We start from the raw sequence: 23,731 nt of genomic DNA on the forward strand, positions 1-23,731 counted from the left end.
CTTTCTTTCTTAGAAAATATATTTAATTCTAAACTCTAAGCGGGGTTTGGTAAATAGGTGAAGGTGAAACAGGCGGCAGAAACTGCCTAGTTTTCCAGTTTGGTCAGGCGGGCAAAGCTGAGCATCAGGCGTTTCATGCCTACCGAATGAAAAGATATCATAACCTCGGCATCATTTTTCACCCGGTTGATACTGGTTACAATCCCTTCGCCAAACTGGGGGTGCAGCACCTTGTCTCCTGCTTCAAGTTCCAGCAGTTTGGGGGCGGGAGGAGTGGCTGACTTAATGGGCATGCCCGCACTTTGCAGATGCTGTTTGATAACGGGTGAAGCTGCCGAAGCGGCAGTATACTGCCCGGACAAGGGCTGTTTTTCACGGCCTTTGGTGATACTCTGGGGTATATCCTTAAGATAACGTGAGGGTTCGTTTACATTGCTCTGCCCCATAAGGGAGCGGCGGAAAGCCCGCACCAGGTAAAGCCGCTTGCGGGCACGGGTTACACCCACATAACACAGGCGGCGTTCTTCCTGCATCTGGGCGGGGTCATCAAACGAACGGCTGTGCGGCAGGACACCCTCTTCCATACCCACCATGAAAACCACCGGATACTCCAGCCCTTTGGCCTGATGCAGGGTGATAAGGGTAACAGCCGAAACACCTTCTTCAAGGCTGTCTAAATCTGATACCAATGCCACGCTTTCCAGAAAAGCCGAAAGCCCTTCGGGCGGGGCAATTTCCTGATACTGCTGGGCAACTGTCCGCAGTTCAAGTATATTATCCCAGCGCTCCTCCCCGTCTTCGGAGGCAAACAGGAATTCGCGGTAATTTATACCCTCAAGCAGCCTGTCCAGCAGGTTTAAAAGGGGCAGATTTTGAGCATCCGCTATAAGTGACTTCAGTAAAATACCGAAGTCAGTCAGGGGTTTTAAACCCCGGCTGGGTATGGGCGGTTTGGGGGCATTTTCATCTGATAAATTTACAAGTGATTCATACAGGCTGATATCCTGCTCTCTGGCAAACTGGCCCAAATCAGAAAGGGTTTTAGCCCCTATTCCGCGGGTGGGTATGTTTATAACCCTCTGGAGGCTGACGCTATCCTGAGGGTTTTGCAGCAAACGCAGATAAGCCACAATATCTTTAACCTCACGCCGCTGGTAAAAGCGGGTGCCGGAAACCAGACGGTAAGGCATACCGTAACGGATAAATGCCTCTTCCAGAGCCCGTGACTGGGCATTAGTGCGGTAAAGAATGGCTATATCACCGGGGCTGAACTTTTCATACCGGGTCAGTTTTTCAATTTCAGAAACCACAAACTGGGCTTCTTCCTGCTCGTTAAAGGTTTCAACAACCGCTATAGGCTGGCCGGATTCGTTTTCAGTCCACAAACTGATAGGTTTACGCCCGCTGTTCGGGGCAATTACACACGAAGCCGCTTCCAGAATATTTTTGGTGGAGCGGTAATTCTGCTCCAGCAAAATCACTTTGGCACCCGGATTGTCTGTCTCAAAGTTAAAGACATTTCTCAGGTCTGCCGAACGCCATGAATAAATGGACTGGTCAGGGTCACCCACCACACAGATATTTTTATACTTGGCAGACAGCATCTTTACCAGCTCATACTGAACCAGATTGGTATCCTGAAACTCATCTACCATTACATGCAGATAACGTTCCTGATATCTGGAGAGCACCTCAGGGTGCTGTTTAAACAGCTGAACAACCTTCAGCAGTAGGTCATCAAAATCCAGTGCCTTATTCTGCTTAAGGCGTTTTTCGTAGAGTTCGTAAACCCTGCCTACCACCTCTTCAAAATAGCTCCGGCCTTTTTCAAAGTAATACGCCGGAAGCACCAGCTGGCTTTTGGCCTGGCTGATGGCATTTCTGATGGAAGCGGGAGGATAACGCTTGGGGTCCAGCTCCAGCTCGGCCATAGCCTGCTTGATAAGGCTTTGCTGGTCATCATCATCGTATATTACGAAGTCAGCCGGCACACCTAAAGGCAGACCGTCCTGCCTGAGTATGCGGGCGCAGATAGCGTGAAAAGTGCCCATAGTCAGGCGTCCCGCCGCTGAGGGAGCCAGCAGGTTTAAGCGGGTCTCCATTTCGCGGGCGGCCTTATTGGTAAAGGTAACAGCCATAATGCGATGGGGGTTTATACCTACTACTTTAATCAGGTAGGCAATCCGGTGGGTAATAACCCTGGTTTTACCGCTGCCCGGACCGGCCAGTATAAGCACCGGCCCTTCCACGGCTTCAACGGCCTGTTTTTGAGCGGGGTTCAGCCCTGTAAGTATGTCTTGCATGAAACAGGGGTATTATAGCATTATTATCACCCCAAGGTCATTTCGCCCGCAGTCTGGCATAAACCTGAAGATAAACTATTTTTGCTGTTTAAATGTTTTTATAAGCTGAAAATAAATTTGCCCGTCTTGACCGGGGGTGTTATAATACTAACGGTAAATTAAATACAGGGTTACCTTTAAGCTGGTCCTGAGAGGCCGGTAAGGGATTTTAGACAAAGAAGTGTCTTTTGACCTCTTGCCGGCAAATGTTGGTAAGAGGTTTTTTTATGGCACAAAAAGTAATACTGGGCGCCGAAGATATCCGCCGCACTCTGGCCCGTATTGCCCATGAAATACTGGAAAGAAACCATTCCAGCCGTGACCTTGTTATTATCGGCATGTATACCCGGGGCGTACCTCTGGCAAACCGCCTGGCCGAAAATATCCTCCGCTTTGAAGGGCTGGAAATACCGGTGGGGACACTGGACTTTTCACTCTACCGTGATGACCTTGATTCCCAGCGTTTCCACCCCACCATCAAAAATACCGATATCCCTTTCAGCATAAACAACAAAATAGTGGTGCTGGTAGATGACGTCCTCTTTACCGGGCGTTCCACCCGGGCGGCTATGGATGCCCTGATAGATTATGGACGCCCCAAAGCTATCCAGCTGGCAGTGCTGGTAGACAGAGGCCACCGCGAACTGCCGGTACGGGCGGATTATATAGGCAAGAATATACCCAGCTCACGTGACGAGAAGATAAAAGTGCGCCTGACCGAAACAGACGGACGGGACGAAATACTTATACTGGATAATGAAGCAGGTGAGGTATAAACATGACGAACACCCCCAAAACCCCCGCAGAAACTGAAACCCTGCTTTCCGAGGTACAGGGCTGGAAACACCGCCATGTGCTGGATTTAGATAACTTCAGCCGCGAAGAACTGGACATGGTTATGCAAACAGCCAGCGTCATGCTGGATATTTTATCCCGCCCGGTAAAGAAAGTGCCGGCCCTGAAAGGCAAGACTATAGCCACCCTCTTTTACGAACCCTCCACCCGCACCCGTTCATCATTTGAGCTGGCGGCCAAAAGTTTATCTGCTGATGTATTAAACCTGAATGTCTCCCAGAGCAGCGTTTCCAAGGGGGAAAGCCTACTGGATACGCTGGATACGCTGGAAGCACTGGGGGCGGATATGGTAGTTATGCGCCACCCCCTGTCAGGAGCGCCTTATCTGGCGGCAAACCACTGCCGAGCAAACATTATAAACGCCGGTGACGGCTGGCATGCCCACCCCAGCCAGGCACTGCTGGATATATTTACCATACTAAGGCACAAACCGGCCCTGGAAGGGCTGAAAATAACCCTGATTGGGGATATAAAACACAGCCGGGTAGCCCACTCCAATATCTGGGGGCTAAGCAAAATGGGGGCTGAAATCACCCTTTGCGCCCCCTATACCCTGTTGCCGGAGGGCTTAAATACCGACAGCCAAATATTCCCCGAAGTAACGGTAAAAACAGATATAAAACAGGCAGTCAGCGGGGCTGACGTGGTAATGGGGCTGCGCCTGCAGCGTGAACGCCAGCAAAGCGGGCTTCTGCCGGGAATACGGGAATACGCCCAGTACTTTCAGCTGAATGCAGAAATACTCAAACTGGCCAAACCGAATGCGCTGGTGATGCACCCCGGCCCGGTAAATGAAGATATAGAACTTTCGCAATCTGTGGTACACGGAGAGCAGTCTGTCATAAACGAACAGGTAAAAAACGGGGTAGCCATACGCATGGCCCTCTTTTACCTGTGCAGCGGAAGCAAGGAAATATAGATATGAAAATACTGATTAAAAACGGGCGCATCATAGACCCTGCCGAAGGCACAGACCAAGTGGCAGACCTGCTGCTTGAAAACGGGCTGGTTGCCGGAATAAACAGTAATATACCTTCAGATAAAGCCGATGAAGTTATAGATGCCGCAGGCAAAGTGGTTTGCCCCGGTTTTATAGACCTGCACGTACACCTGCGTGAGCCGGGTTTTGAAGGCAAAGAGACTATTGAAAGCGGCTGCAAGGCCGCCGCAGCCGGAGGGTTCACCACTATCTGCCCCATGCCCAATACCAATCCCGCAGCGGATAATCTGCCGGTGATAGACTTTGTTAAAAACACCGCCGCCAAAGTTTCGCCCATACGGGTGCTGCCCATAGCCGCCATAACCAAGGGGCGCAAAGGACAGGAACTTTCCCCCATGGGAGAGCTGGCCGAAGCAGGAGTGGCCGGTTTTTCAGATGACGGTGACTACGTGTCAAACAGCTCCATGCTCCTCCATGCCCTGCTTTACAGCCGCACTTTTGGCCTGCCCGTTATGGAGCACTGCGAAGAGCCGTGTCTGGCGGAAGGCGGGGTAATGAACGAAGGGCTTTTAGCCTGCCGTTTGGGATTAAAGGGCATACCTGATGCCGCTGAAGAAATTGCCCTGAGCCGGGATATTGCCCTGGCCAAAGAAAGCGGCGGGCGGCTGCACCTTTGCCATATCAGCACGGCCGGTTCGGTGGAACTGGTACGCAGAGCCAAAGCCGCAGGCATACAGGTAAGCGCAGAGGTTACCCCCCACCACCTGACCCTGACCGAAGCTGAAGTAAGCGGCTACAACACCAGTGCTAAAGTTAACCCGCCGCTTCGCACCCAGAGTGATATTGAGGCATTAATAACAGGGCTGAAAGACGGCACTATAGATGCCATTGCCACAGACCATGCCCCCCACACCGCCAATGACAAACTGTGTGAATTCGGTCTGGCCGCAAACGGCATTTCGGGGCTGGAAACCGCATTTGCCAGCCTGATGGGGCTGGTACACTCAGGCTCTATCAGCCTAAACCTGCTTATAGAAAAGCTGACTCTGGGCCCCCGGCAGGTACTGGGCGAAAAATACAAAAATATCGGCAATTTGAAACCAGGCTCCAGTGCAGATGTGGTTATATTTGACCCTGACGAAGAATGGACGGTGAATACCGCCAGATTCTTCTCCAAGGGCAAAAATACTCCCCTTGAGGGACGCAGGCTGAAAGGCAGGGTAAAAGCCACCATTGCCTGCGGCCGGATAGCATACCGGGAATAACAGACTTGCCAGTTTAGAAAGTGAGAAGGATAGATTAAATGACAAATACAGCATACCTGGTACTGGAGGACGGAACAGTATTCAGCGGCAAAAGCTTCGGGGCGGAAACCGAAGCCATAGGCGAAGTGGTCTTTAATACCAGCATGAACGGATATCAGGAAATGCTGACTGACCCTTCGTATACCGGCCAGATTATTATCCCCACTTACCCTCTTATCGGCAATTACGGGGTAAACCCCTTTGATAACGAATCCGCCTGCATCAGGGCAACAGCCTTTGGGGTACACGAGGAATGCCTGCTGCCAAACCACTACCAGAATAACCAAACCATTCACTCCTTTCTGGAAGAATCCGGCATACCCGGCATAAGCGGCATAGATACCCGCGCCATTACCCGTAAGCTGCGCTCTGCCGGGGTAATGAGGGGCATGATAACCACTACCAAAACCCCTGAAGAAGCCCTTAAAACTATCCTCAGCGCACCAGACTACGGGCAGATTGACTTTGTACGCAAGATAAGCACACCCGCAGCCTACGAATGGCAAAAGGAAAAACCCTCTTTTGCCGGGTTTCATATAGCGGTACTGGACTGCGGGCTTAAGTACTCTATACTTAACCAGCTGAAATCCCACGGCTGCAAAGTAAGCGTTTTGCCCTGCACTGCCAGCCCGCAAGACATAGATGCCCTTAATCCAGACGGGGTGCTTCTTTCACCCGGCCCCGGCAACCCGGAACTGCTGGACTATCTGGTAAATACAGTCAGATACGCCTGTGAAAAATACCCGGTCATGGGCATCTGTCTGGGAAACCAGCTGATAGGCAAAGCCTTCGGGGCTAAAACATTCAAGCTGAAGTTCGGCCACCGGGGCGGAAACCACCCGGTTAAAGACCTTGCCAGCGGGCGGGTATATATAACCTCGCAAAACCACGGCTACTCCCTTGACCCCGCCACCCTGAAAGAAGGGCTGGAGGTCAGCCACATAAACCTGAATGACGGCACGGTGGAAGGGCTTCGCCACCGCGAACTGCCGGTGTTCTCCATACAGTACCACTCCGAAGCTTCACCCGGTCCGATGGATTCCACCTACCTGCTCAAACAGTTTGTGGAAATGATAAAACAAGCCAAAAAGTAGCTGACACCACTCAGAGATGGATTAGTTGAGAAAGCAAAAAGGAATATGCGAAGTGATGAATAAACCCCAAAAAGTTCTTATTATCGGCTCCGGCCCGATTATCATCGGCCAGGCTGCCGAATTTGATTACGCCGGTACCCAGGCCTGCAAAGCCATGCGCGAAGAAGGAGTGGAATCCATACTGGTAAACTCCAACCCGGCTACTATTATGACTGACGAAAATGTTGCGGACAGGGTATATATTGAACCCTTGACCGTTGAATCTATAACCAAAATCATTGAAAAAGAACGGCCTGACGGTTTGCTGCCTACTTTGGGCGGGCAGACCGGGCTCAACCTGGCGGTAGACCTGGCAGATGCGGGCGTGCTTGCCAAGTACAATGTCCGTTCCCTGGGCACACCCATAAATACCATCCGCACCGCCGAAGACCGCGAACTTTTTAAAGAACTGCTGGCTGAAATAGGCGAACCTGTTCCCCCTTCGGAGACAGTAACCACCGCTGAAGACGCACTCAAAGTTGCCCGTGAAATAGGCCTGCCGGTGGTAATACGCCCGGCGTATACCTTAGGCGGCACAGGCGGCGGTTTTGCCAACAACTGGGAGGAGGTAGAGGAAGTAGCTCAAACGGGACTGAATGCCTCACCCATCCACCAGATACTGGTAGAAAAATCGGTTGCCGGCTGGAAGGAAATTGAATACGAAGTAATGCGTGACGGGGCGGACAACTGCATTACCATATGCAACATGGAGAACTTTGACCCCATGGGAGTCCATACCGGAGACAGCATTGTAGTAGTCCCGGTGCAAACCCTTACCAACAAAGAATCCCAGATGCTGCGCACCGCTTCCATCAAGATAATACGGGCGCTGGGTATTGAGGGCGGCTGTAACGTACAGCTTTCTCTAAACCCGAACGGCAATGAATATTATGTAATTGAGGTTAATCCCAGAGTATCCCGTTCATCAGCCCTGGCCAGCAAGGCTACCGGCTACCCCATTGCCAGAGTGGCATCCAAGATAGCCATTGGCAAACGGCTGGACGAAATACCGAACGCGGTTACCGGAAAGACACTGGCCTGCTTTGAGCCGGCGGTAGATTATATAGTAGCCAAAATCCCCCGCTTCCCCTTTGACAAGTTTGCACTTGGTGACCGCGGCCTTGGCACCCAGATGAAAGCCACCGGCGAAGTAATGGCCATTGACCGCAGCTTTGAAGCGGCTATCCACAAATCTATCCGCTCTCTGGAATTCGGCAAGAAAACCATACTCTGGGAAGACCGAAGCTGGATAATGGGAGATGACCTTTCCACCTACCCCCTGCACGCCCATGATACCCGCTTATGGGCAATACTGGCCGCTCTGCGCCGCGGGCATACACCCGAAGCTATCCACGAAAAAACCAAGATAGACAACTGGTTTTTATACAAACTTAAAAACATTACCGATATGGAAAAACGCCTGCTTAAGGAAAACCTGACCCCGGAGCTGATGCTTCAAGCCAAAAAACTGGGTTTCTCAGATGAAGAAATAGCCACCCTGTCAGGCAAACTGGCCGAACAGATACGCCAGATGCGCCTGGAGTGGAATATAAAACCGGTGTTTAAAATGGTAGACACCTGTGCCGCCGAATTTGATGCCGCCACCCCTTACTTCTACTCCACTTATGACGAAGAAAATGAGGCTCTGCCTGAGAATATTAAAAAGGCCGTAGTCATAGGTTCAGGTCCTATCCGCATAGGTCAGGGTATAGAGTTTGACTACTGCTCGGTTCATGCCGCCTGGGCTTTGGAAAAGGCCGGCTTGCAGAGCATTATGATAAACTCCAACCCTGAAACAGTGTCTACAGATTTTGATACCTCAAACCGCCTTTATTTTGAATCTCTGGACGAAGAGAGTGTCCGGGATATACTGGAAAATGAAAACATTTCCGCCCCCGAATCCACCCCCAGCATTGTCCAGTTCGGCGGGCAGACAGCTATAAATCTGGCCTCACCCCTTACCCGCAGCGGCAACCCCATTATCGGCTCATCCGCCGAGGCTATAGATTTAGCCGAAGACCGCCGCCGCTTTGAACGGCTGCTTTCGGAAATGGGCATACCCCAGGCGCCGGGTGCCGGCATAACCACTCTGGACGAAGCCCTGAGCATAGCTGAAAGCATTGGCTACCCGGTAGTAGTCCGCCCAAGTTACGTACTGGGGGGACGGGCGATGGAAATAGTCAGTGACGCATCTGACCTGATACGTTATATGAGCGCCGCCATAGAGCTGAATACCGGACACCCCATTTTGATAGACAAATATCTGGTGGGCAAAGAAGTGGAAGTTGACGCCATTGCAGACGGGGAAACCGTGTTTATCCCCGGCGTTATGGAGCATATTGAACGGGCCGGCGTCCACAGCGGGGACTCCATGGCAGTCTACCCCACCCAAAACCTGAATGCCCATGACCTGGCCACCATTTCAGACTATACCATACGCATAGGCAAAGCCCTGAACGTACGCGGGCTGATGAATATCCAGTTTGTAGTCTCCAAAGACCCCGAGGGGGGAGATAATATAGTCTATATACTGGAAGTAAACCCCAGAGGTTCGCGCACCGTACCCTTCCTTTCAAAGGTTACAGGAGTGCCCATGGTAGATATAGCGGTGAACGTGATGCTGGGCAAAACTATTAGAGAGCAGGGCTATCAAAACGGGATTATGCCCCATACGGATTTGGTTGCCATAAAAGCCCCCGTTTTCTCTATGGCAAAACTAGTGGGGGTAGATACCTACCTGGGGCCGGAAATGAAATCCACCGGCGAAGTCATGGGGGTAGACCACACCTTCAATAAAGCTCTGGTAAAAACCCTTCAGGCGGCCTCTATAATGCTGCCCGAAAAAGGCACTCTTCTTTTCAGCGTAGCTGACCGTGACAAGGCTGAAGCTTTGCCCCTTATCCGCACCCTGCACGGGCTGGGATATAATTTCTACGCCACCGAAGGCACTGCCGCCATGATGACCGCCGCCGGTATAACCGTTAAACAGATAAGCAAAAAACTGGATGAGGGCCACCCCAATATTGTGGATATTATCCGAAACGGCACCGTCTGCGGGGTGATAAATACCATGACCGGCGGCCGGGTACCCCTTAGGGACGGCTTTTATATCCGCCGGGCAGCCGCCGAACGCAAAGTGCCTTGCTTTACCTCTATGGATACCGCTAAAGCCGCAGTGGAAGCTCTGGCAAACGGCAACCGCCAGATAACGGTCTTGCCGCTGAATGAATACCGCCAGGGTAAAAGCGGCAGTTAGGAAAGTATTGTGACAACTACCCAGCTAAACCAGCTTTCAGCCAGTGTAATTGAAAATGAAGAGGTCATGCCCGGCATCTGCCTGATGTGGCTTGAAGCACCCGAAATAGCGGCTTCTGCCCGTCCGGGGCAGTTTGTTATGCTATCCTGCGGCGGTGAAAACCTGCTCAGGCGGCCTATTTCCATCCACCAGTGCCACCGGGAAAACGGGCTTATCGCCCTGATGTATGCGGTAGTTGGAAAAGGCACAGACTGGCTCAGCAAACTTCAAACAGGAGACAGCCTTTCGGTGCTGGGCCCGTTGGGCAACGGCTTTCGGGTAAATGAGGACAGCCGTCACCTGCTGCTCCTGGGGGGCGGGCTGGGTATCGCCCCGCTCCGTTTTCTGGCAGACGAAGCTTTAAAACAAGGCAAGCGGGTTAGCCTGATACAGGGTGCAAGAACCGAGCTTCAGGTCTGCCCTTCCCATTTGCTGCCGGAAGACGCCAGCTGCCATGTCACCACTGAAAACGGGGCTATAGGCAAAAAAGGGCTTATTACCCACCATCTGGCGGAGTTTCTGCCGGATACAGACCAGATAATAGCCTGCGGGCCTATGCCCATGCTTAAGGCTCTGGCAAAAGAACCCCAGCTGGCAGGCAAAGATGTACAGGTTTCCCTGGAAGTACGCATGGCCTGCGGTCTGGGTATCTGCTACGGCTGTGCCGTAAAAACAATCAAAGGCATGAAAACTGTCTGCCATGACGGGCCGGTATTTGATATACGGGATATCCACTGGGACGAAGTAAAAATATAACACCGTCACTGATTACCTGATAAATAAAAAGGGGCTTTTAAAAGCCCCTTTTTAATTCCGCGAAATACTACGATTTTATCCATTCGTAAATATCTAAATATATTAGTATATACATGTATTGACTATTTTTTTATTTAATGTTATATTAGGATATCATAAATAATTAAGGAGGCATTCATGAATACATGCCATGGCTGCGAGGGGAAAGGCTGGGTTGATGGACAGTACTCAGGAATAGTTAAGTGTCCAATTTGCGGGGGTACCGGGAAATTAAATACTACTATTCAAACTACGTACCCCTCGACAAAACAAACCAAGCAAATGGTCAAAAAACAAAGTATTCACATGCAATCACTAGAGGCCTGGTTACAAACTTGTTCTGACGTGAAACTTAAGCAGCACAATAAAACTATGAACACTTATGCATCATTCTCAAAAATAAAGGGGCGTTGGATAGGACTAGTTTGGGTTTCAACTACGCATGACAATCGGATATACTTACGCAAGGGCGACTATACATCTGTGGATAAATTGAATAGAGTTATATATCAATCAGCCTCTGGAGGTGACACTTGGGGCGGATATCCTCAATTCGTAATCCAAACACAAGCTGACGTTGCATACGCAATAATATTAATAAATTATGCAAAAAATAATTTTTAAACCCTAGTGCTTTTGCTGGATAAGTGAAAGAAACTCTGCTCTGGCAGCGGGTGACTTATGGAAACTGCCCCGAAGCGCCGAGGTTATCACCCGGCTGCCGGGCTTTTTGATACCCCGCATCACCATGCACATATGTTCAGCCTCTATTACCACCGCCACCCCGTCACACTTCAGCCCGTCTATAATGGCATCTGCAATCTGGGTGGCCATGCGTTCCTGTATCTGGGGGCGTTTGGCATAAATTTCCACTACTCTGGCCAGTTTGCTTATACCCACTACCCGCCCGTCAATATTGGGTATATATCCTATATGGACTACCCCTGAAAAGGGCAGCAGGTGATGCTCGCACATAGAGTAAAAGGGTATGTCTTTTATAATCACCATCTCACGGTGGCCCAGTTCGTAACCTACCCGCAAAACTTCGGCCGGGTCCTGGTTCATACCTGAAAACAGTTCGGCATACATCTGGGCGACCCGTCTGGGAGTTTCCTTAAGCCCTTCCCGCTCAGGGTCTTCGCCAATAGCTAAGAGCATGTTTTGCACCGACTGTTTTATTGTCTGTTCATCAAACATTTATCAGTTCTCCAGAATTATTAAGCCGGAAACCTACCAGCCCAGTACTTTTTCAACTGCCCCAAGGCTAGCTTCGGTTTCGGAAAAACCGCCCGCCCCTTTTATGGCAATATCGCTGTCCTTAAGGCCGTTTCCGGTAACCACACATACAACCTGGCTTGAGGAGAAATCCTGCCCGCCCTTAATACGTTTTATCAGCCCGGCCAAAGGTGCGGCCGAAGCCGGCTCACCGAAAATACCGGCTGATGCCATTTTGTGATAAGCGGCCATTATTTCGGCATCTGAAACCATGTCTATAATCCCGCCTGACTGGTCTCTGGCTTCCTCGGCCTTTTTCCAGGAAGCAGGGTTACCTATGCGGATAGCGGTGGCCAGTGTTTCGGGTTCGGCAATAGCATGGCCGCGGACAATGGGGGCGGCCCCTTCGGCCTGAAAACCCATCATTTTGGGCAGGGAAGCGGCTTTACCCAGCTGGTGATATTCTTTAAAACCCTTCCAATAGGCAGTAATATTGCCGGCATTGCCCACCGGTATAAATAAAAAGTCAGGCGCTTTGCCCAGAGCGTCTACAATCTCAAAAGCAGATGTTTTCTGGCCTTCTATACGGTATGGATTAACCGAGTTAACCAGCGCCACCTTGTGCTTCTCAGTCAGTTTGAAGACTATCTGCAGGGCTTGGTCAAAGTTGCCCTTTATCTGAATGATTTTTGCCCCGTAAACAATTGCCTGAGCCAGTTTGCCCAGGGCTATTTTGCCGGACGGGATAATTATAATGGACTCAAGCCCGCTGGCAGCCGCATAGGCGGTAGCCGAAGCGCTGGTATTGCCGGTGGAAGCACAAACCACCGCTTTAAAACCATCTTCAATAGCCTTGGCAACCGCCATGACCATGCCCCGGTCCTTGAAAGAGCCGGTGGGATTGCAGCCTTCCAGCTTAAAATAAAGCTCGGCTATCCCCAGTTCCTTTTCCAGCTTTGGGCAGCGCACCAGAGGCGTATCACCCTCACCCAGCGTAAGCGGGGGGGTTTTATCTGTAACCGGCAGATATTTCCGGTAATGATCAATGACACCCTGTTTCATATATTCTCCTAAATACCTACCCGAACAAAATTATTTATATCCTTTACTTTATCCAGCCCGCCCAGCTCTACCAGCGCCTGCTGGACAGAGGCTTCTTTGGCAGGGTGGGTCATGATAACTATCTCGGCAGTCAGGTTTTCTTCGTCTGTTTCTTTCTGGATTACCGACGAAATGCTGATATTATGGTCACCCAGTACTCTGGCAATAAGGGCCAGCACACCCGGTGAATCGGTCACTGTCATCCGCAGGTAATAACGGGTGAGAATATCGCTCATGGGTTTTACGCCCAGAGGTTTGTCCATATTCCAGCGCATCCGGTTACCCACCCCCAGGTGGATATCCTGCGCCGCCGCCAGCACATCCGCCACCACCGCACTGGAAGTGGCCGAAGCACCAGCCCCCTGTCCCTGAAAGAGCACCGGCCCGACTAAATCACCCTCTACCAATACGGCATTGAAAACCCCGTCCACCTTAGCCAGCCATTCATCCTTGGGCAAAAAGACCGGGTGAACCCTGGCTTCTATCTGGCCGTTGCCGGGTTTGGTGATAGCCAGCAGTTTTATGTTAAACCCAAGCTCATCCGCATAGCAGAAATCACGGCTGGTCAGGCGGGAAATACCTTCACGGTAAATATCTTCCGGTTTAACCTTACACTGAAAGTTTATGGAAGCCATAATGGCCAGTTTATAAACAGCATCCGTGCCTTCTATGTCATTAGACGGGTTGGCTTCGGCATAACCCAGAGACTGGGCCTGTTTCAGGGCAGTCTCAAAGTCCAGCCCCTCTTTGGACATACGGGTCAGGATATAGTTGGTAGTCCCGTTGATAATGGCATAAATGCCGTTTATATGGTTGGCGGCTAAATCATACTGAAAGGGAGAGATAAGCGGTATTCCCCCACCCACGCTGGCTTCGCAGCGCAGTCCGGTATTATTTTCCCTGGCCAGTTTGACCAGTTCCGGAGCATGCTTGGCAATAACCTCTTTATTGGAGGTAACCACGCATTTACCCATCTTCAGCCCGCGGGAAAGCAGGTTGAAAGCGGGGTATTCCCCGCCGATAGCCTCAACCACAATATCCAGACCGGGGGTATTAAAAAAGTCATCTTCATCAGTAGTCAGCACCCCTTCGGGCAAAAGCTTTGCCAGGGGGCGGTTCATATCCTGAGGGAGAACCTTTACCTTTTTCAGTTTCAGGGGGAAGCCCAGCTGGGCAGAAAGGAATTCCTCCCTCTCATGGAGCACTTTGGACACCTGTCCGGCTACTACTCCCAGACCTATTACTCCTACCCCTATATACTCTTTTTCCATTGAAATTGTCCTTTATCCCGTTAGTCCAGCTGGTCTATAGCAAAAGTGATAAGGTCATCACTGAAAGTATTGGTCAATCTATCCAGATTGGCATTCTTAAGGTCAGTCGTCCACTCATCTACTTTATCATTTATAAGAAGAGTGCGGTCATCTTCGCTAAGCTCACGGTTTTCGTCAACACTCTTCAGCCGGACTATCCAGCACCCGCCGCGGGTAGTATTGGTATCATCCTGTATAGGGTCAAGAACAGTATTCAGTTCTGCGTCATCGGCAAATATAATATCAGCCACATTCTCAGGTACGCTTGTTGAGGATATCCAGTCCATATCCCCCCGGTTATCCTCAACATTGGCCAGCTGTGAATACTCAACTGCCAAATCCCCCCAGTCCTCACCGGCCTCCAGTTTGGCCTTAACCTCAAGTGCTACCTCCTGTGAAGGCAGGAGCATACCCAATGCATGAATCTGCCCGGAGTCAGCGTTGCGTTCCAGCACTTCTATCAGCCAGTAAGCCCTTTGCTTGCTTACGTCAGCATCCTGTAAAAGGGTATAGTCATAGCTATCGGTAGAGAAAATGTACTGTTCCAGTATCTCTGAGCCATAAAGAGATGAAATAGTATTGGCAGGCCTGAAATCTATAGTACCCTCGTCAGTTTTGGTATTAGATTCCAAAGACAATTCGGCGGCCTTAGCGGCAAACTCTTCATCAGTGGTTATACCTGCCAGTACTTCACTGGCGGCGCTTTCGCTTTCAAGCAGCATGGCCAGAGCTTCACGCTGTTCGGCATTCTGGGGCACCTGCGGGTCAAAATACTCAGTCTTCAGGGTGCTAATCAGCAAGCTTGCCCGGACAATATCCCTCACGGCGGGCACATCATCCAGACTGTTTTCCTCTATGGAGGCATCTATTTCATCTTCGGATACGGTGTAACCCATTTCGGCAGCTTTTTCCACAATAAGCTGGTTCAGCTGGATTCTTTCGGCTACTGCATCTATAAAGTAGTAAGCATAAGTGGAATCACCGCCGGTAAAATGCTTGAGGGCATCTACGAAATAAGATACGTTGTATTTAGTGTCACCCACCGTCAGTACGACCGTATGCATGGGTTTATACTGGTCTACATACCAGCCCTTGTATACGCCCATTCCCACCAGTACCAGCACGATACCTATCACCGAAAGCCCGGTGGCGAAGATTATCCTCTGGCGTTTCTTCTGGGATTCAAATTTTGCTACCTGATGTTTACTGTAATGCCGTTTTACGGGTTGTTGCGGTTTCTTGGCCAATTTTGTTTATCCCCCTAATATTATCCTGGTACTTAAAACAACCCCCGTTTATAAAAAGGGTAGTTTGTTGTCCATAAATCCCTTCCCCGCCAATGTCTTAAACCTCTGCGGAAAGAAAGTCACATAATTATAGATTCTACCAATATATAACGCAACGCATCAGTTTTGGTTAAACTTGATTTAACCGCCCCGAATATATTAAGATAAGTCCTTATTGCTAATATATACTTATCCGTCTGTGATTCATTTTCCTGTACCCTATCCCTCTTAGCTTGTAGAATTTGCTCAGAAGAGAACAAGAACCTATGAAAGCTATTATTCTGGTCGGCGGGCAGGGCACAAGGCTTCGGCCGCTAAGTATAAACACGCCCAAATCCATGGTTCCGGTACTTAACGTACCTTTCTTAAGCCATGTTTTGCGTTACCTGTCTTCCTACGGCATCAAAGATATTATCCTTACCCAGGGGCATCTGGCCGCCCCCATTGAGCAGTATTTCGGCAATGGACAAAGCCTGGGTGTAAACCTGGTATATTCGGTTGAACACGAGGCTTTAGGCACAGCCGGGGCTATCAAAAATGCCGAACGCTACCTTGATGACACTTTCATTACTTTGAACGGGGATATATTTACCCATCTGGATTTGTCTGCCATGCTGCGCGCCCACCGGGATAAAAAAGCGCTGGTCAGCATAGCCCTGACGCCGGTAGATGACCCTACCAAATACGGGCTGGTGGAAACGGCAGACGGCGGCAGAGTAAGCCGCTTTCTGGAAAAGCCTTCACCCGCCCAGATAACAACCAACATGATAAATGCCGGTACGTATATCATTGAACCCGAAGTACTCAAATACATACCTGCGGGTGAAAACCACAGCTTTGAAAGACAGCTTTTCCCCCGCCTGCTGAATGAATGTCAGGCGGTTTATGCCTACCCGTCCAGTGCGTACTGGATAGACATTGGTAGCCCCGAAAAATACTCCCAGCTAAACAGGGATTTACTCTGCGGCGAGGGCGGAGATTTTGGTTTCAGCCGGGGTAATGAGATAGTCATTGGCCGCGGTTGCCAGCTTCACCCCACAGCCCGAATCAGCGGGCCGGTACTGGTGGGAGAAAACTGCATTATAGGCGCAAATGCCTGTATTGCAGGGCCAGTAGTTATCGGCGCGGAATGCCGGATTGAAGATGAGGCTACCCTTACCGAATCTGTTATCTGGCAAAATGTGACCATAGGAGCCGAATGCAAAGTTGTTTCGTCCATCATTGCCAATCATTGCCACCTGAAGGCAGGCGGCAAATATGAGAATGTGGTGTTGGGAGACAATGTGACCGCCGAATGCGGTTGCGCGCCGGAACCCGGCAGCAAAATCAGCCCGGGTATCCTTATGATCTAATCAGATACAAGAGGAGGAAAAGACATGAGTACCGAAGAAAAGAAGTTTGAAACCCAGAATCTGCCTACCAAAACTTATTTCTGGCCATTAAAAAGATACCAGGACCTCTACAACAGTGCCCTTACTGACTCCGAGGGTTTCTGGGCAAAACATTCAGACGTGCTTTCATGGGAAAAACCATGGGAAAAAGTACTGGACTGGAATCCGCCTTATGCCCGCTGGTTTGTAGGCGGCAAGCTGAATATGTCTTACCAGTGCGTAGACCGCCATGCCAAAAGCTGGCGCAAAAGCAAGGTGGCCATATACTGGGAAGGCGAAAACGGAGATACCCAGACCATAAGCTATTCTGACCTTTACGAAAACGTAAACCGCTATGCGTCTGTCCTGAAAAAGCTGGGCATAGGCAAGGGAGACAGGGTAACTGTCTACCTGCCCATGATACCCGAAATGGTATATATCCTGCTGGCCTGCAACCGGGTCGGGGCAATCCACAACGTAATCTTCTCCGGCTTTTCTTCCCAGTCTATTGCAGACAGGGTAAATGATTCCGGCTCTAAAATGGTTGTGACCGCCAGCGGAGGCCACCGCCGCGGCAAAATACTGCCCCTTAAAGAAATAGTGGACGAGGCCGTAAAATCCACCCCCAGTGTGGAACACGTGCTGGTTATCAAATACACCGGCCACGAGGTAGTCATGGACCCCGCCAGAGACGTCTGGGCTCATGATATGCTGAAAGATGCCGACAAATACGTAGCCCCTGAAGCTATGGATTCCACTGACCCGCTTTTTATCCTGTACACCTCCGGCACTACCGGCAAACCGAAAGGTATTCTGCACGGCACCGGCGGTTACGGTGTCTGGGCTTGCAATACCCTTAAATGGGCTTTCAAACCCACTGACGAATCAGTCTTCTGGTGTACGGCAGACGTAGGCTGGATTACCGGCCACACTTACGTAGTCTATGCCCCGCTGGCTCTGGGTCTTACCCAGGTTATTTACGAGGGAGCACCAGATTATCCTTCGGTAGACCGCTGGTGGGAAATTATTGATAAATACGGGGTAAGCATATTCTATACCTCGCCTACCGCCATCCGCATGTTTATGCGCCACGGTGAGGAACTGCCCGCCAAGCACAACCTTGGCACTCTGGAAATGCTGGGAAGCGTGGGCGAACCCATTAACCCCGAAGCCTGGGAATGGTATTACAAGAATATAGGCCATGAGAACTGCCCCATTTCCGATACCTGGTGGCAGACCGAAACAGGCGGTTTTATGATTACCCCCTGCCCCGGCATCCAGTCATTCCCGCTCAAACCGGGCTCAGCCACTCTGCCCTTGCCGGGTGTTGACCCGGTAGTGGTAGATGCCGAAGGCAAGGAACTGCCGGCTAATGAAACCGGGTTTATTGCCATCCGCAAACCCTGGCCGGGCATAATGCTGGGCATATATAACGGGGATGAACTTTATAAAAAGACCTACTGGAGCCGTTTCCCCGGCTGGTACTGCCCGGGTGACTTCTCCATGAAGGACTCAGACGGCTATCTGTGGCTGCTGGGACGGGCTGACGAAGTTATCAAGGTGGCCGGTCACCGCATAAGCACCGCCGAACTAGAACATGCTTTGGTAGGCCACAGTTCAGTAGCCGAAGCGGCAGTGGCTTCCCGCCCTGACGAAGTGAAGGGTGAAGCTATTGTGGTTTTTGTTACCCTGAAGAAAGATGTGGAAGCCTCAGCAGAGGTAAAGAGAGAGCTTACCCACCACCTCCGCACCGCCATCGGCACTATTGCCACCCCGGAGGAGATTATCTTCGTGGAAAAACTGCCCAAAACCCGTTCGGGCAAGATTATGCGCCGCCTGCTGAAGGCCGTTGCCAACGAAGTACCCATTGGTGATACCACCACCCTTGATGACGAAACTTCGGTAAACGAGGCCAGAGCAGCTTTTGACGAACTGCTGGCGGCACGCAAACACCACAAACACTAGCATACGGTCTTAGAGGGCAATCCGGCGGGTACAGTTTCGGCTGTACCCGCTATCTTTTGTAAAATTTTTGGCTATAGGCTAATATTTTAACTGTCATCAAAGAAATAAGGGTTTGGGACAATGCTTGAAAGATTAGAAAACTGCGAAAAACGCTTCCGGGAAATTGAAGAAGAAATAAGCAAACCGGAAGTTATAAATGATGCCCGGCTGGTGCGTACTCTGGCCCAGGAGCGGGCTGATTTGCAGACCAAAGTGGAAATGTACCGCCGCTATAAAGCCATGTCCAAAGAGCTTGAAGAGGCCAAAAACCTGCTTGAGAACGAAAAAGACGAAGATATGAAGGACATGGTACGCAGTGAGATTGCCAGCCTTGAGAAATCTATGGCAGACCTCTACACCCAGATGACCCTTGAGCTTCTGCCCAAAGACCCCAATGATGACAAAAGCATTATTATGGAAATACGGGCAGGCACAGGCGGTGACGAAGCCGGGCTGTTTGCCGCAGACCTGTATAAAATGTACACCCGCTATGCCCTGCTGAAAAACTGGAAAACCGAAGTTATTGACATAAACGGCAACGTAGCCGGCATTATCAAAGAAGTGGTCTTTGAGGTAAACGGCAAAGGGGCTTTCAGCCGCTTGAAGTATGAACGGGGTGTCCACCGAGTACAGCGTGTCCCCCAGACCGAGGCTTCCGGCCGTATCCATACCTCTACCGCCACTGTCGCTGTCCTCCCCCAGGTAGAGGAAGTAGACATAGATATAAATATGGACGATGTAAGGGTGGATATCTTCCATTCCAGCGGCGCCGGCGGACAGAACGTCCAGAAAGTGGCTACCGCTATCCGCCTGACCCATATACCCACGGGCTTGGTTGTCTGCTGTCAGGACGAACGCTCACAGCTGAAAAACAAAAACAAGGCCTTTGCGGTGCTGCGTGCCAGACTGATGGAACTGGAACAAAGCAAGGTGGACGAAGAACGCACTGAAAGCCGCCGTGCCCAGGTGGGACAGGCAGACCGCAGTGAAAAAATACGCACTTACAATTTCCCCCAGGACCGCCTGACAGACCACCGGATAGGGCTTACCGCCCATAATCTGCCCCACATACTGGAAGGATATTTAGACGAAATTATTGATACTTTGGCTACTCACGAACAGACCGAACTTCTAAAGGGCGAAGATTAATGAAATACCGGGAGGCATGGCAGAAAGCCGCCGGTCTCCTTGAGGACAGCGGGCTGGAAGAAGCCCGTCTGGAAGCTGAAATCCTCCTGCGGCATACCCTGGGCATCAGCCGGGTGCAGCTTCATCTGGAACTGGAACGGGAACTACACCCGGATAAAGAAGCCGCCTATTTCCAAACCCTAAAGCGCCGCCTTGAGGGTGAGCCCAGTGCCTATATCACAGGTGCAAAGGAGTTTTACGGCCGCACCTTTCAGGTGGATAAACGGGTGCTGATACCCAGGCCTGAAACCGAACACCTTATAGAAAAAGCCCTTCGGATTGCCCGCAGTTATGAAAGCCCCTATATTGCAGATATCGGCACAGGCAGCGGGGCTATTGCCATAACGCTGGCACTGGAGCTGAAAGATGCTTATGTATATGCCACTGACATATCCGCAGAGGCTCTGGAAGTAGCCCGGAATAACGCCGCTGAATACCGGCTGGAAAAGCGCCTTATGTTTTACCGGGGAGACCTGCTGGAAAGCCTGCCCGAAATGGTAGATATACTAATGGCAAACCTGCCCTATGTACCCACCGCCGAAGCCGGGCTGCTTAAGGGCGAACCTGTCTTGGCCCTGGACGGGGGTGCAGACGGGTTGGATATCTACCGCCGCCTGATACCCGTTTTACCAGGGAAACTTCGCCCCGGCGGTACAGCCCTGCTGGAAATAGGCATACACCAATCAGAAGTACTTGCCGAATATATAAAAGAGTACCTGCCTCAGGCGGCAGTTGAGATAAGCCCTGATTATGCCGGCATACCCAGAGTAGCCGGTATAACCCTACCCACCTGAAAACTGCACTTCTAACATATTCCTCTAAATAAAAAGAGGGGCTTTCGCCCCCCTTGAAAAATCCCAGACCCTGAAAAACTAAACTTTTTCTGCTTCCATCTGTACCTGCCTGTCAGCCACCAGTTTTTGGGCAATATGAGCTGGCACCTGCTGGTAATGGGCAAAATCCATCTTGAAATGTCCCCGTCCCTGGGTGATGGATTTTAAATCTATGGCATATTGCTGGACTTCGCCCAGCGGTGCCTGGGCAATAACTACGCTCTCGTCACCCTCGGTGTCCATACCCTGCACCTGAGCCCGCTTGGTATTCAGGTCACCTATAACCGCCCCCATATAGTCTTTGGGAACGATAATCCGCATGTTTTCAATGGGCTCAAGGAGGACAGGCTGAGCCTCTGACAGCCCTTTCTTCAGCGCCCCTGCGGCCGCAATCTTGAAAGCCATTTCAGAGGAGTCCACCGGGTGTGAACTGCCATCCACCAGCGTTACTTTGACATCTACCAGGGGATAACCTGCCATCGGGCCTTCATGGGCGGCTTCACGGATACCCTTTTCAACTGCCGGAATAAAGTTGCGGGGTACAGAGCCGCCTACCACCGCATCTACAAACTCAATCCCGCTGCCCGGCTCTACTTTGATAACCACATGACCGTACTGGCCATGGCCGCCGCTTTGTTTTTTATGTTTGTAATCCGCACCGGCTGCACCCAGTATAGTCTCACGGTAAGGCACGCGGGGAGCAGCCAAATCAACCGCCACCCCAAACTTGCGCCCCATCCGCTCCGCCATCACTTCCAGCTGGGCCTCACCCAAACCGGCGGCAATAGTCTCACCGGTATCCGCATCACGATGCACATGCAGGGTCAAATCTTCTTCGCTGAGCCTGGCCAGAGCATTGCCCAGTTTATCCACGTCAGCCTTGCTCTTGGGGAAAACAGCCACCTTGTAGCTGGGTAAAGGCATTTCAAAGCCGCAAAGCAGGGCGGTATGTCCCTGAACACCCAGAGTATCCCCGGTAGCGGTTACCGTCAGTTTGGCTACCGCCCCCATATCGCCGGGGCCTATCTCATTTAGCGTTTCCTGAGTTTTACCCCTAAGTGAAAACAGCTGCCCCACCCTTTCGGGGGCATTTTTATTTATATTCCAAACCTGCGAATTTGAATGCAAAACACCGGTAATCACCCTGAGGTAAGTCAGTTTGCCCACATACGGGTCAGCCGAAGTTTTGTAAACCAGCACCGAAAGGGGTGCTTCGGCATCCACTTTTATATCCTCACCCTCGGCTGTCTGGCAAAGACGCTCAAGCGGGCTGGGTAAATATTTGCAGATGTCATCACATAAAAGGTCTATGGCAGTGTTTGCCAGGGCAGAGCCGCACAGCACCGGTGCCAGCTTACCCTCCAGTATGGCCTTGTTGAGGGCAGTTACCAGCTCATCCTGACTTATCTCTTCTCCGCCCAGGTATTTTTCTATCAGGCTGTCATCTGTTTCAGCCACGCTCTCCAGCAGTTTATCCCGCAGGGTATCTATTTCGGCTTTCAGTTCTTCAGGCACCGTTATTTCCGCCGAGGGCGTACCGGCATAAGCCTTAAGGTTAACCAAATCTACTATACCCTTAAAGTCTTTAAATGAACCTATGGGCAGCTGAACGGCTACGCAGCGGTTACCGAAATGGCTGTGCAAACTGTCCATCACCCGCTGGAAACTGACATTCTCGCGGTCCATTTTGTTGATAAAAATAAAGCGAGGCATTTTCTGTGCCTCGCAATACTTCCATGACTGTTCTGTACCTACTTCCACCCCTGAGGACGCCGCAGCCACTATCACAGCCGCTTCACAAACCCTTAAGGCGGCTAGTACCTCTCCCGCAAAATCTGCGTATCCCGGAGTGTCCACTGCATTTATTTTAAAGTCTTTCCACACCAAGGGTATGGGGGTCAGGTTTATGCTTATTTTCTTTTTTATTTCGTCTGGGTCATAATCTGAGGCGGTTGTACCTTCGTCTACCTTTCCCATCCTGCCCAGTATCCCGGCGCTGTAGAGCATAGCCTCTGACAAAGAAGTCTTGCCTGCACCGCTGTGTGATAGTAGGGCTACATTCCGTATCTTTCCCGGATTGACACTTGTCATATAGTTCACCTACCGATAAAAATTAAGTAATTATAACATACAAATATCGGTAAACAAGGTTTTAAGAAAATTTTTAAAGTCAGATACCAAGTGTTTTTTCGAGCAAAAACGGGGTGACAAAGGTCTCAATAGCCGCCGCCGGTATCAGCAGAGCCATACCCAGACCCAGGTAACGCAGATTCTGGCGGAAATTAGCACCAAGCTGTGAACGGGCATCCCGGCTGAATACCGAACTGATAACCATAGCACCGAAGCTGAGAGCGGCCGCCTGGGCTATCACAAAGGCACTTAGCTCAAAAATACCATGGGGAATAATACCGGCTATTACCGCCAGCAGGGACTCTTCTCTGGCAAAGAGAACTCCCACCGCCGACAGTATCCAGCCGTTTAAAAACAGAGTGACCACAGGATATATAAGCAGGACAGGGGCAAAGGCGAAGGCCATCAGGAAGACAAGTGCATTCTTAAGAAGTATCGCCAGAAAAACACCCAGGCTGGAAAACCCCTCTAAAGCATTAGCCGTTTCCTCAAGCCCGGACAGCTGGCCTTCAATCAGGTCTGCCGGGGCAAAAAACCCGGTAATTATGCCGGCAGTAAATATAGATGCCGCCAGAATAAGCCACTTTTTATAGTCCATAATACCCTATACCATGCTTTTGAGATTAAATA

At 50.7% G+C, this 23,731-nt stretch carries 18 protein-coding genes; 11 read left to right on the forward strand and 7 right to left on the reverse strand.

Features of this window, described 5'->3' with window-relative positions; all coding sequences use genetic code 11:
* Window positions 1-86 precede the first annotated feature (86 nt).
* The gene (locus tag ACE6F3_RS00455) at window positions 87-2,303 is read right to left on the reverse strand and encodes an ATP-dependent helicase (RefSeq protein WP_279115446.1); all 2,217 of its coding nucleotides are present in this window, start codon (window positions 2,301-2,303) and stop codon (window positions 87-89) included.
* Window positions 2,304-2,569: 266 nt separating this feature from the next.
* Here ACE6F3_RS00455 and pyrR point away from each other — a divergent pair, with 266 nt between their 5' ends.
* The 7 genes from pyrR (at window position 2,570) to ACE6F3_RS00490 (ending at window position 11,288) form a co-directional block, all read left to right on the forward strand.
* Window positions 2,570-3,118 (forward strand): bifunctional pyr operon transcriptional regulator/uracil phosphoribosyltransferase PyrR, encoded by a 549-nt coding sequence (gene pyrR, locus ACE6F3_RS00460; protein WP_010936888.1) that lies wholly within the window; start codon window positions 2,570-2,572, stop codon window positions 3,116-3,118.
* A 2-nt stretch (window positions 3,119-3,120) separates the two neighbouring features.
* Window positions 3,121-4,116: an aspartate carbamoyltransferase catalytic subunit gene (locus ACE6F3_RS00465; RefSeq protein ID WP_279115445.1), complete on the forward strand. Its 996-nt coding sequence runs from the start codon at window positions 3,121-3,123 to the stop codon at window positions 4,114-4,116.
* A 2-nt stretch (window positions 4,117-4,118) separates the two neighbouring features.
* The gene (locus ACE6F3_RS00470; RefSeq protein WP_279115444.1) at window positions 4,119-5,402 is read left to right on the forward strand and encodes a dihydroorotase; all 1,284 of its coding nucleotides are present in this window, start codon (window positions 4,119-4,121) and stop codon (window positions 5,400-5,402) included.
* 38 nt (window positions 5,403-5,440) lie between these two features.
* Entirely contained in the window at window positions 5,441-6,535 is a 1,095-nt protein-coding gene (carA, locus tag ACE6F3_RS00475) for a glutamine-hydrolyzing carbamoyl-phosphate synthase small subunit (RefSeq protein ID WP_279115443.1), read from the forward strand.
* 55 nt (window positions 6,536-6,590) lie between these two features.
* Window positions 6,591-9,830 (forward strand): carbamoyl-phosphate synthase large subunit, encoded by a 3,240-nt coding sequence (gene carB / locus ACE6F3_RS00480; protein WP_392655073.1) that lies wholly within the window; start codon window positions 6,591-6,593, stop codon window positions 9,828-9,830.
* Window positions 9,831-9,839: 9 nt separating this feature from the next.
* Window positions 9,840-10,625 (forward strand): dihydroorotate dehydrogenase electron transfer subunit, encoded by a 786-nt coding sequence (locus ACE6F3_RS00485; protein WP_392654726.1) that lies wholly within the window; start codon window positions 9,840-9,842, stop codon window positions 10,623-10,625.
* A gap of 177 nt (window positions 10,626-10,802) precedes the next feature.
* On the forward strand, window positions 10,803-11,288 hold the full coding sequence (locus tag ACE6F3_RS00490; RefSeq protein WP_392654727.1) for a hypothetical protein: 486 nt from the start codon (window positions 10,803-10,805) through the stop codon (window positions 11,286-11,288).
* 3 nt (window positions 11,289-11,291) lie between these two features.
* Here ACE6F3_RS00490 and folE read toward each other — a convergent pair whose 3' ends face one another.
* Genes folE through ACE6F3_RS00510 form a run of 4 tightly spaced genes read right to left on the reverse strand, consistent with a single transcriptional unit; the run spans window position 11,292 to window position 15,537 of the window.
* Window positions 11,292-11,861 (reverse strand): GTP cyclohydrolase I FolE, encoded by a 570-nt coding sequence (gene folE, locus ACE6F3_RS00495; RefSeq protein ID WP_340713320.1) that lies wholly within the window; start codon window positions 11,859-11,861, stop codon window positions 11,292-11,294.
* Between the two features lie 33 nt (window positions 11,862-11,894).
* Window positions 11,895-12,941 (reverse strand): threonine synthase, encoded by a 1,047-nt coding sequence (thrC, locus tag ACE6F3_RS00500; protein ID WP_324664431.1) that lies wholly within the window; start codon window positions 12,939-12,941, stop codon window positions 11,895-11,897.
* Window positions 12,942-12,949: 8 nt separating this feature from the next.
* Window positions 12,950-14,251, reverse strand: coding sequence for a homoserine dehydrogenase (locus ACE6F3_RS00505; protein WP_324664433.1), 1,302 nt, complete (start codon window positions 14,249-14,251; stop codon window positions 12,950-12,952).
* A 20-nt stretch (window positions 14,252-14,271) separates the two neighbouring features.
* Window positions 14,272-15,537 (reverse strand): peptidylprolyl isomerase, encoded by a 1,266-nt coding sequence (locus ACE6F3_RS00510; protein WP_010936897.1) that lies wholly within the window; start codon window positions 15,535-15,537, stop codon window positions 14,272-14,274.
* A 305-nt stretch (window positions 15,538-15,842) separates the two neighbouring features.
* On the opposite strand from ACE6F3_RS00510, the gene ACE6F3_RS00515 reads away from it, so the two are divergent.
* The 4 genes from ACE6F3_RS00515 to prmC all read left to right on the forward strand — a co-directional run bounded on the left by ACE6F3_RS00515 (window position 15,843) and on the right by prmC (window position 20,932).
* Window positions 15,843-16,928 carry an NDP-sugar synthase gene (locus ACE6F3_RS00515; protein WP_041342604.1) on the forward strand — a complete coding sequence of 362 codons (1,086 nt, stop codon included), beginning with the start codon at window positions 15,843-15,845 and terminating at the stop codon, window positions 16,926-16,928.
* A gap of 24 nt (window positions 16,929-16,952) precedes the next feature.
* Window positions 16,953-18,911, forward strand: a complete 1,959-nt coding sequence (acs, locus tag ACE6F3_RS00520) for an acetate--CoA ligase (protein ID WP_324664436.1) — start codon at window positions 16,953-16,955, stop codon at window positions 18,909-18,911.
* Between the two features lie 120 nt (window positions 18,912-19,031).
* Window positions 19,032-20,099, forward strand: a complete 1,068-nt coding sequence (prfA, locus tag ACE6F3_RS00525; RefSeq protein WP_278532729.1) for a peptide chain release factor 1 — start codon at window positions 19,032-19,034, stop codon at window positions 20,097-20,099.
* Window positions 20,099-20,932: a peptide chain release factor N(5)-glutamine methyltransferase gene (gene prmC / locus ACE6F3_RS00530; RefSeq protein ID WP_279115435.1), complete on the forward strand. Its 834-nt coding sequence runs from the start codon at window positions 20,099-20,101 to the stop codon at window positions 20,930-20,932. The genes prfA and prmC overlap by 1 nt, the downstream gene beginning before the upstream one ends.
* 78 nt (window positions 20,933-21,010) lie before the next feature.
* On the opposite strand, the gene fusA is transcribed toward prmC, so the two are convergent.
* Window positions 21,011-23,062, reverse strand: coding sequence for an elongation factor G (gene fusA / locus ACE6F3_RS00535; RefSeq protein WP_279115434.1), 2,052 nt, complete (start codon window positions 23,060-23,062; stop codon window positions 21,011-21,013).
* Window positions 23,063-23,141: 79 nt separating this feature from the next.
* Entirely contained in the window at window positions 23,142-23,699 is a 558-nt protein-coding gene (locus tag ACE6F3_RS00540) for a stage II sporulation protein M (protein WP_279115432.1), read from the reverse strand.
* Window positions 23,700-23,731: the final 32 nt, after the last annotated feature.

Origin of the sequence: Dehalococcoides sp. THU4 (genome assembly GCF_043231265.1) — a bacterium.
GTDB classification, from domain to species: Bacteria; Chloroflexota; Dehalococcoidia; order Dehalococcoidales; family Dehalococcoidaceae; genus Dehalococcoides; species Dehalococcoides mccartyi.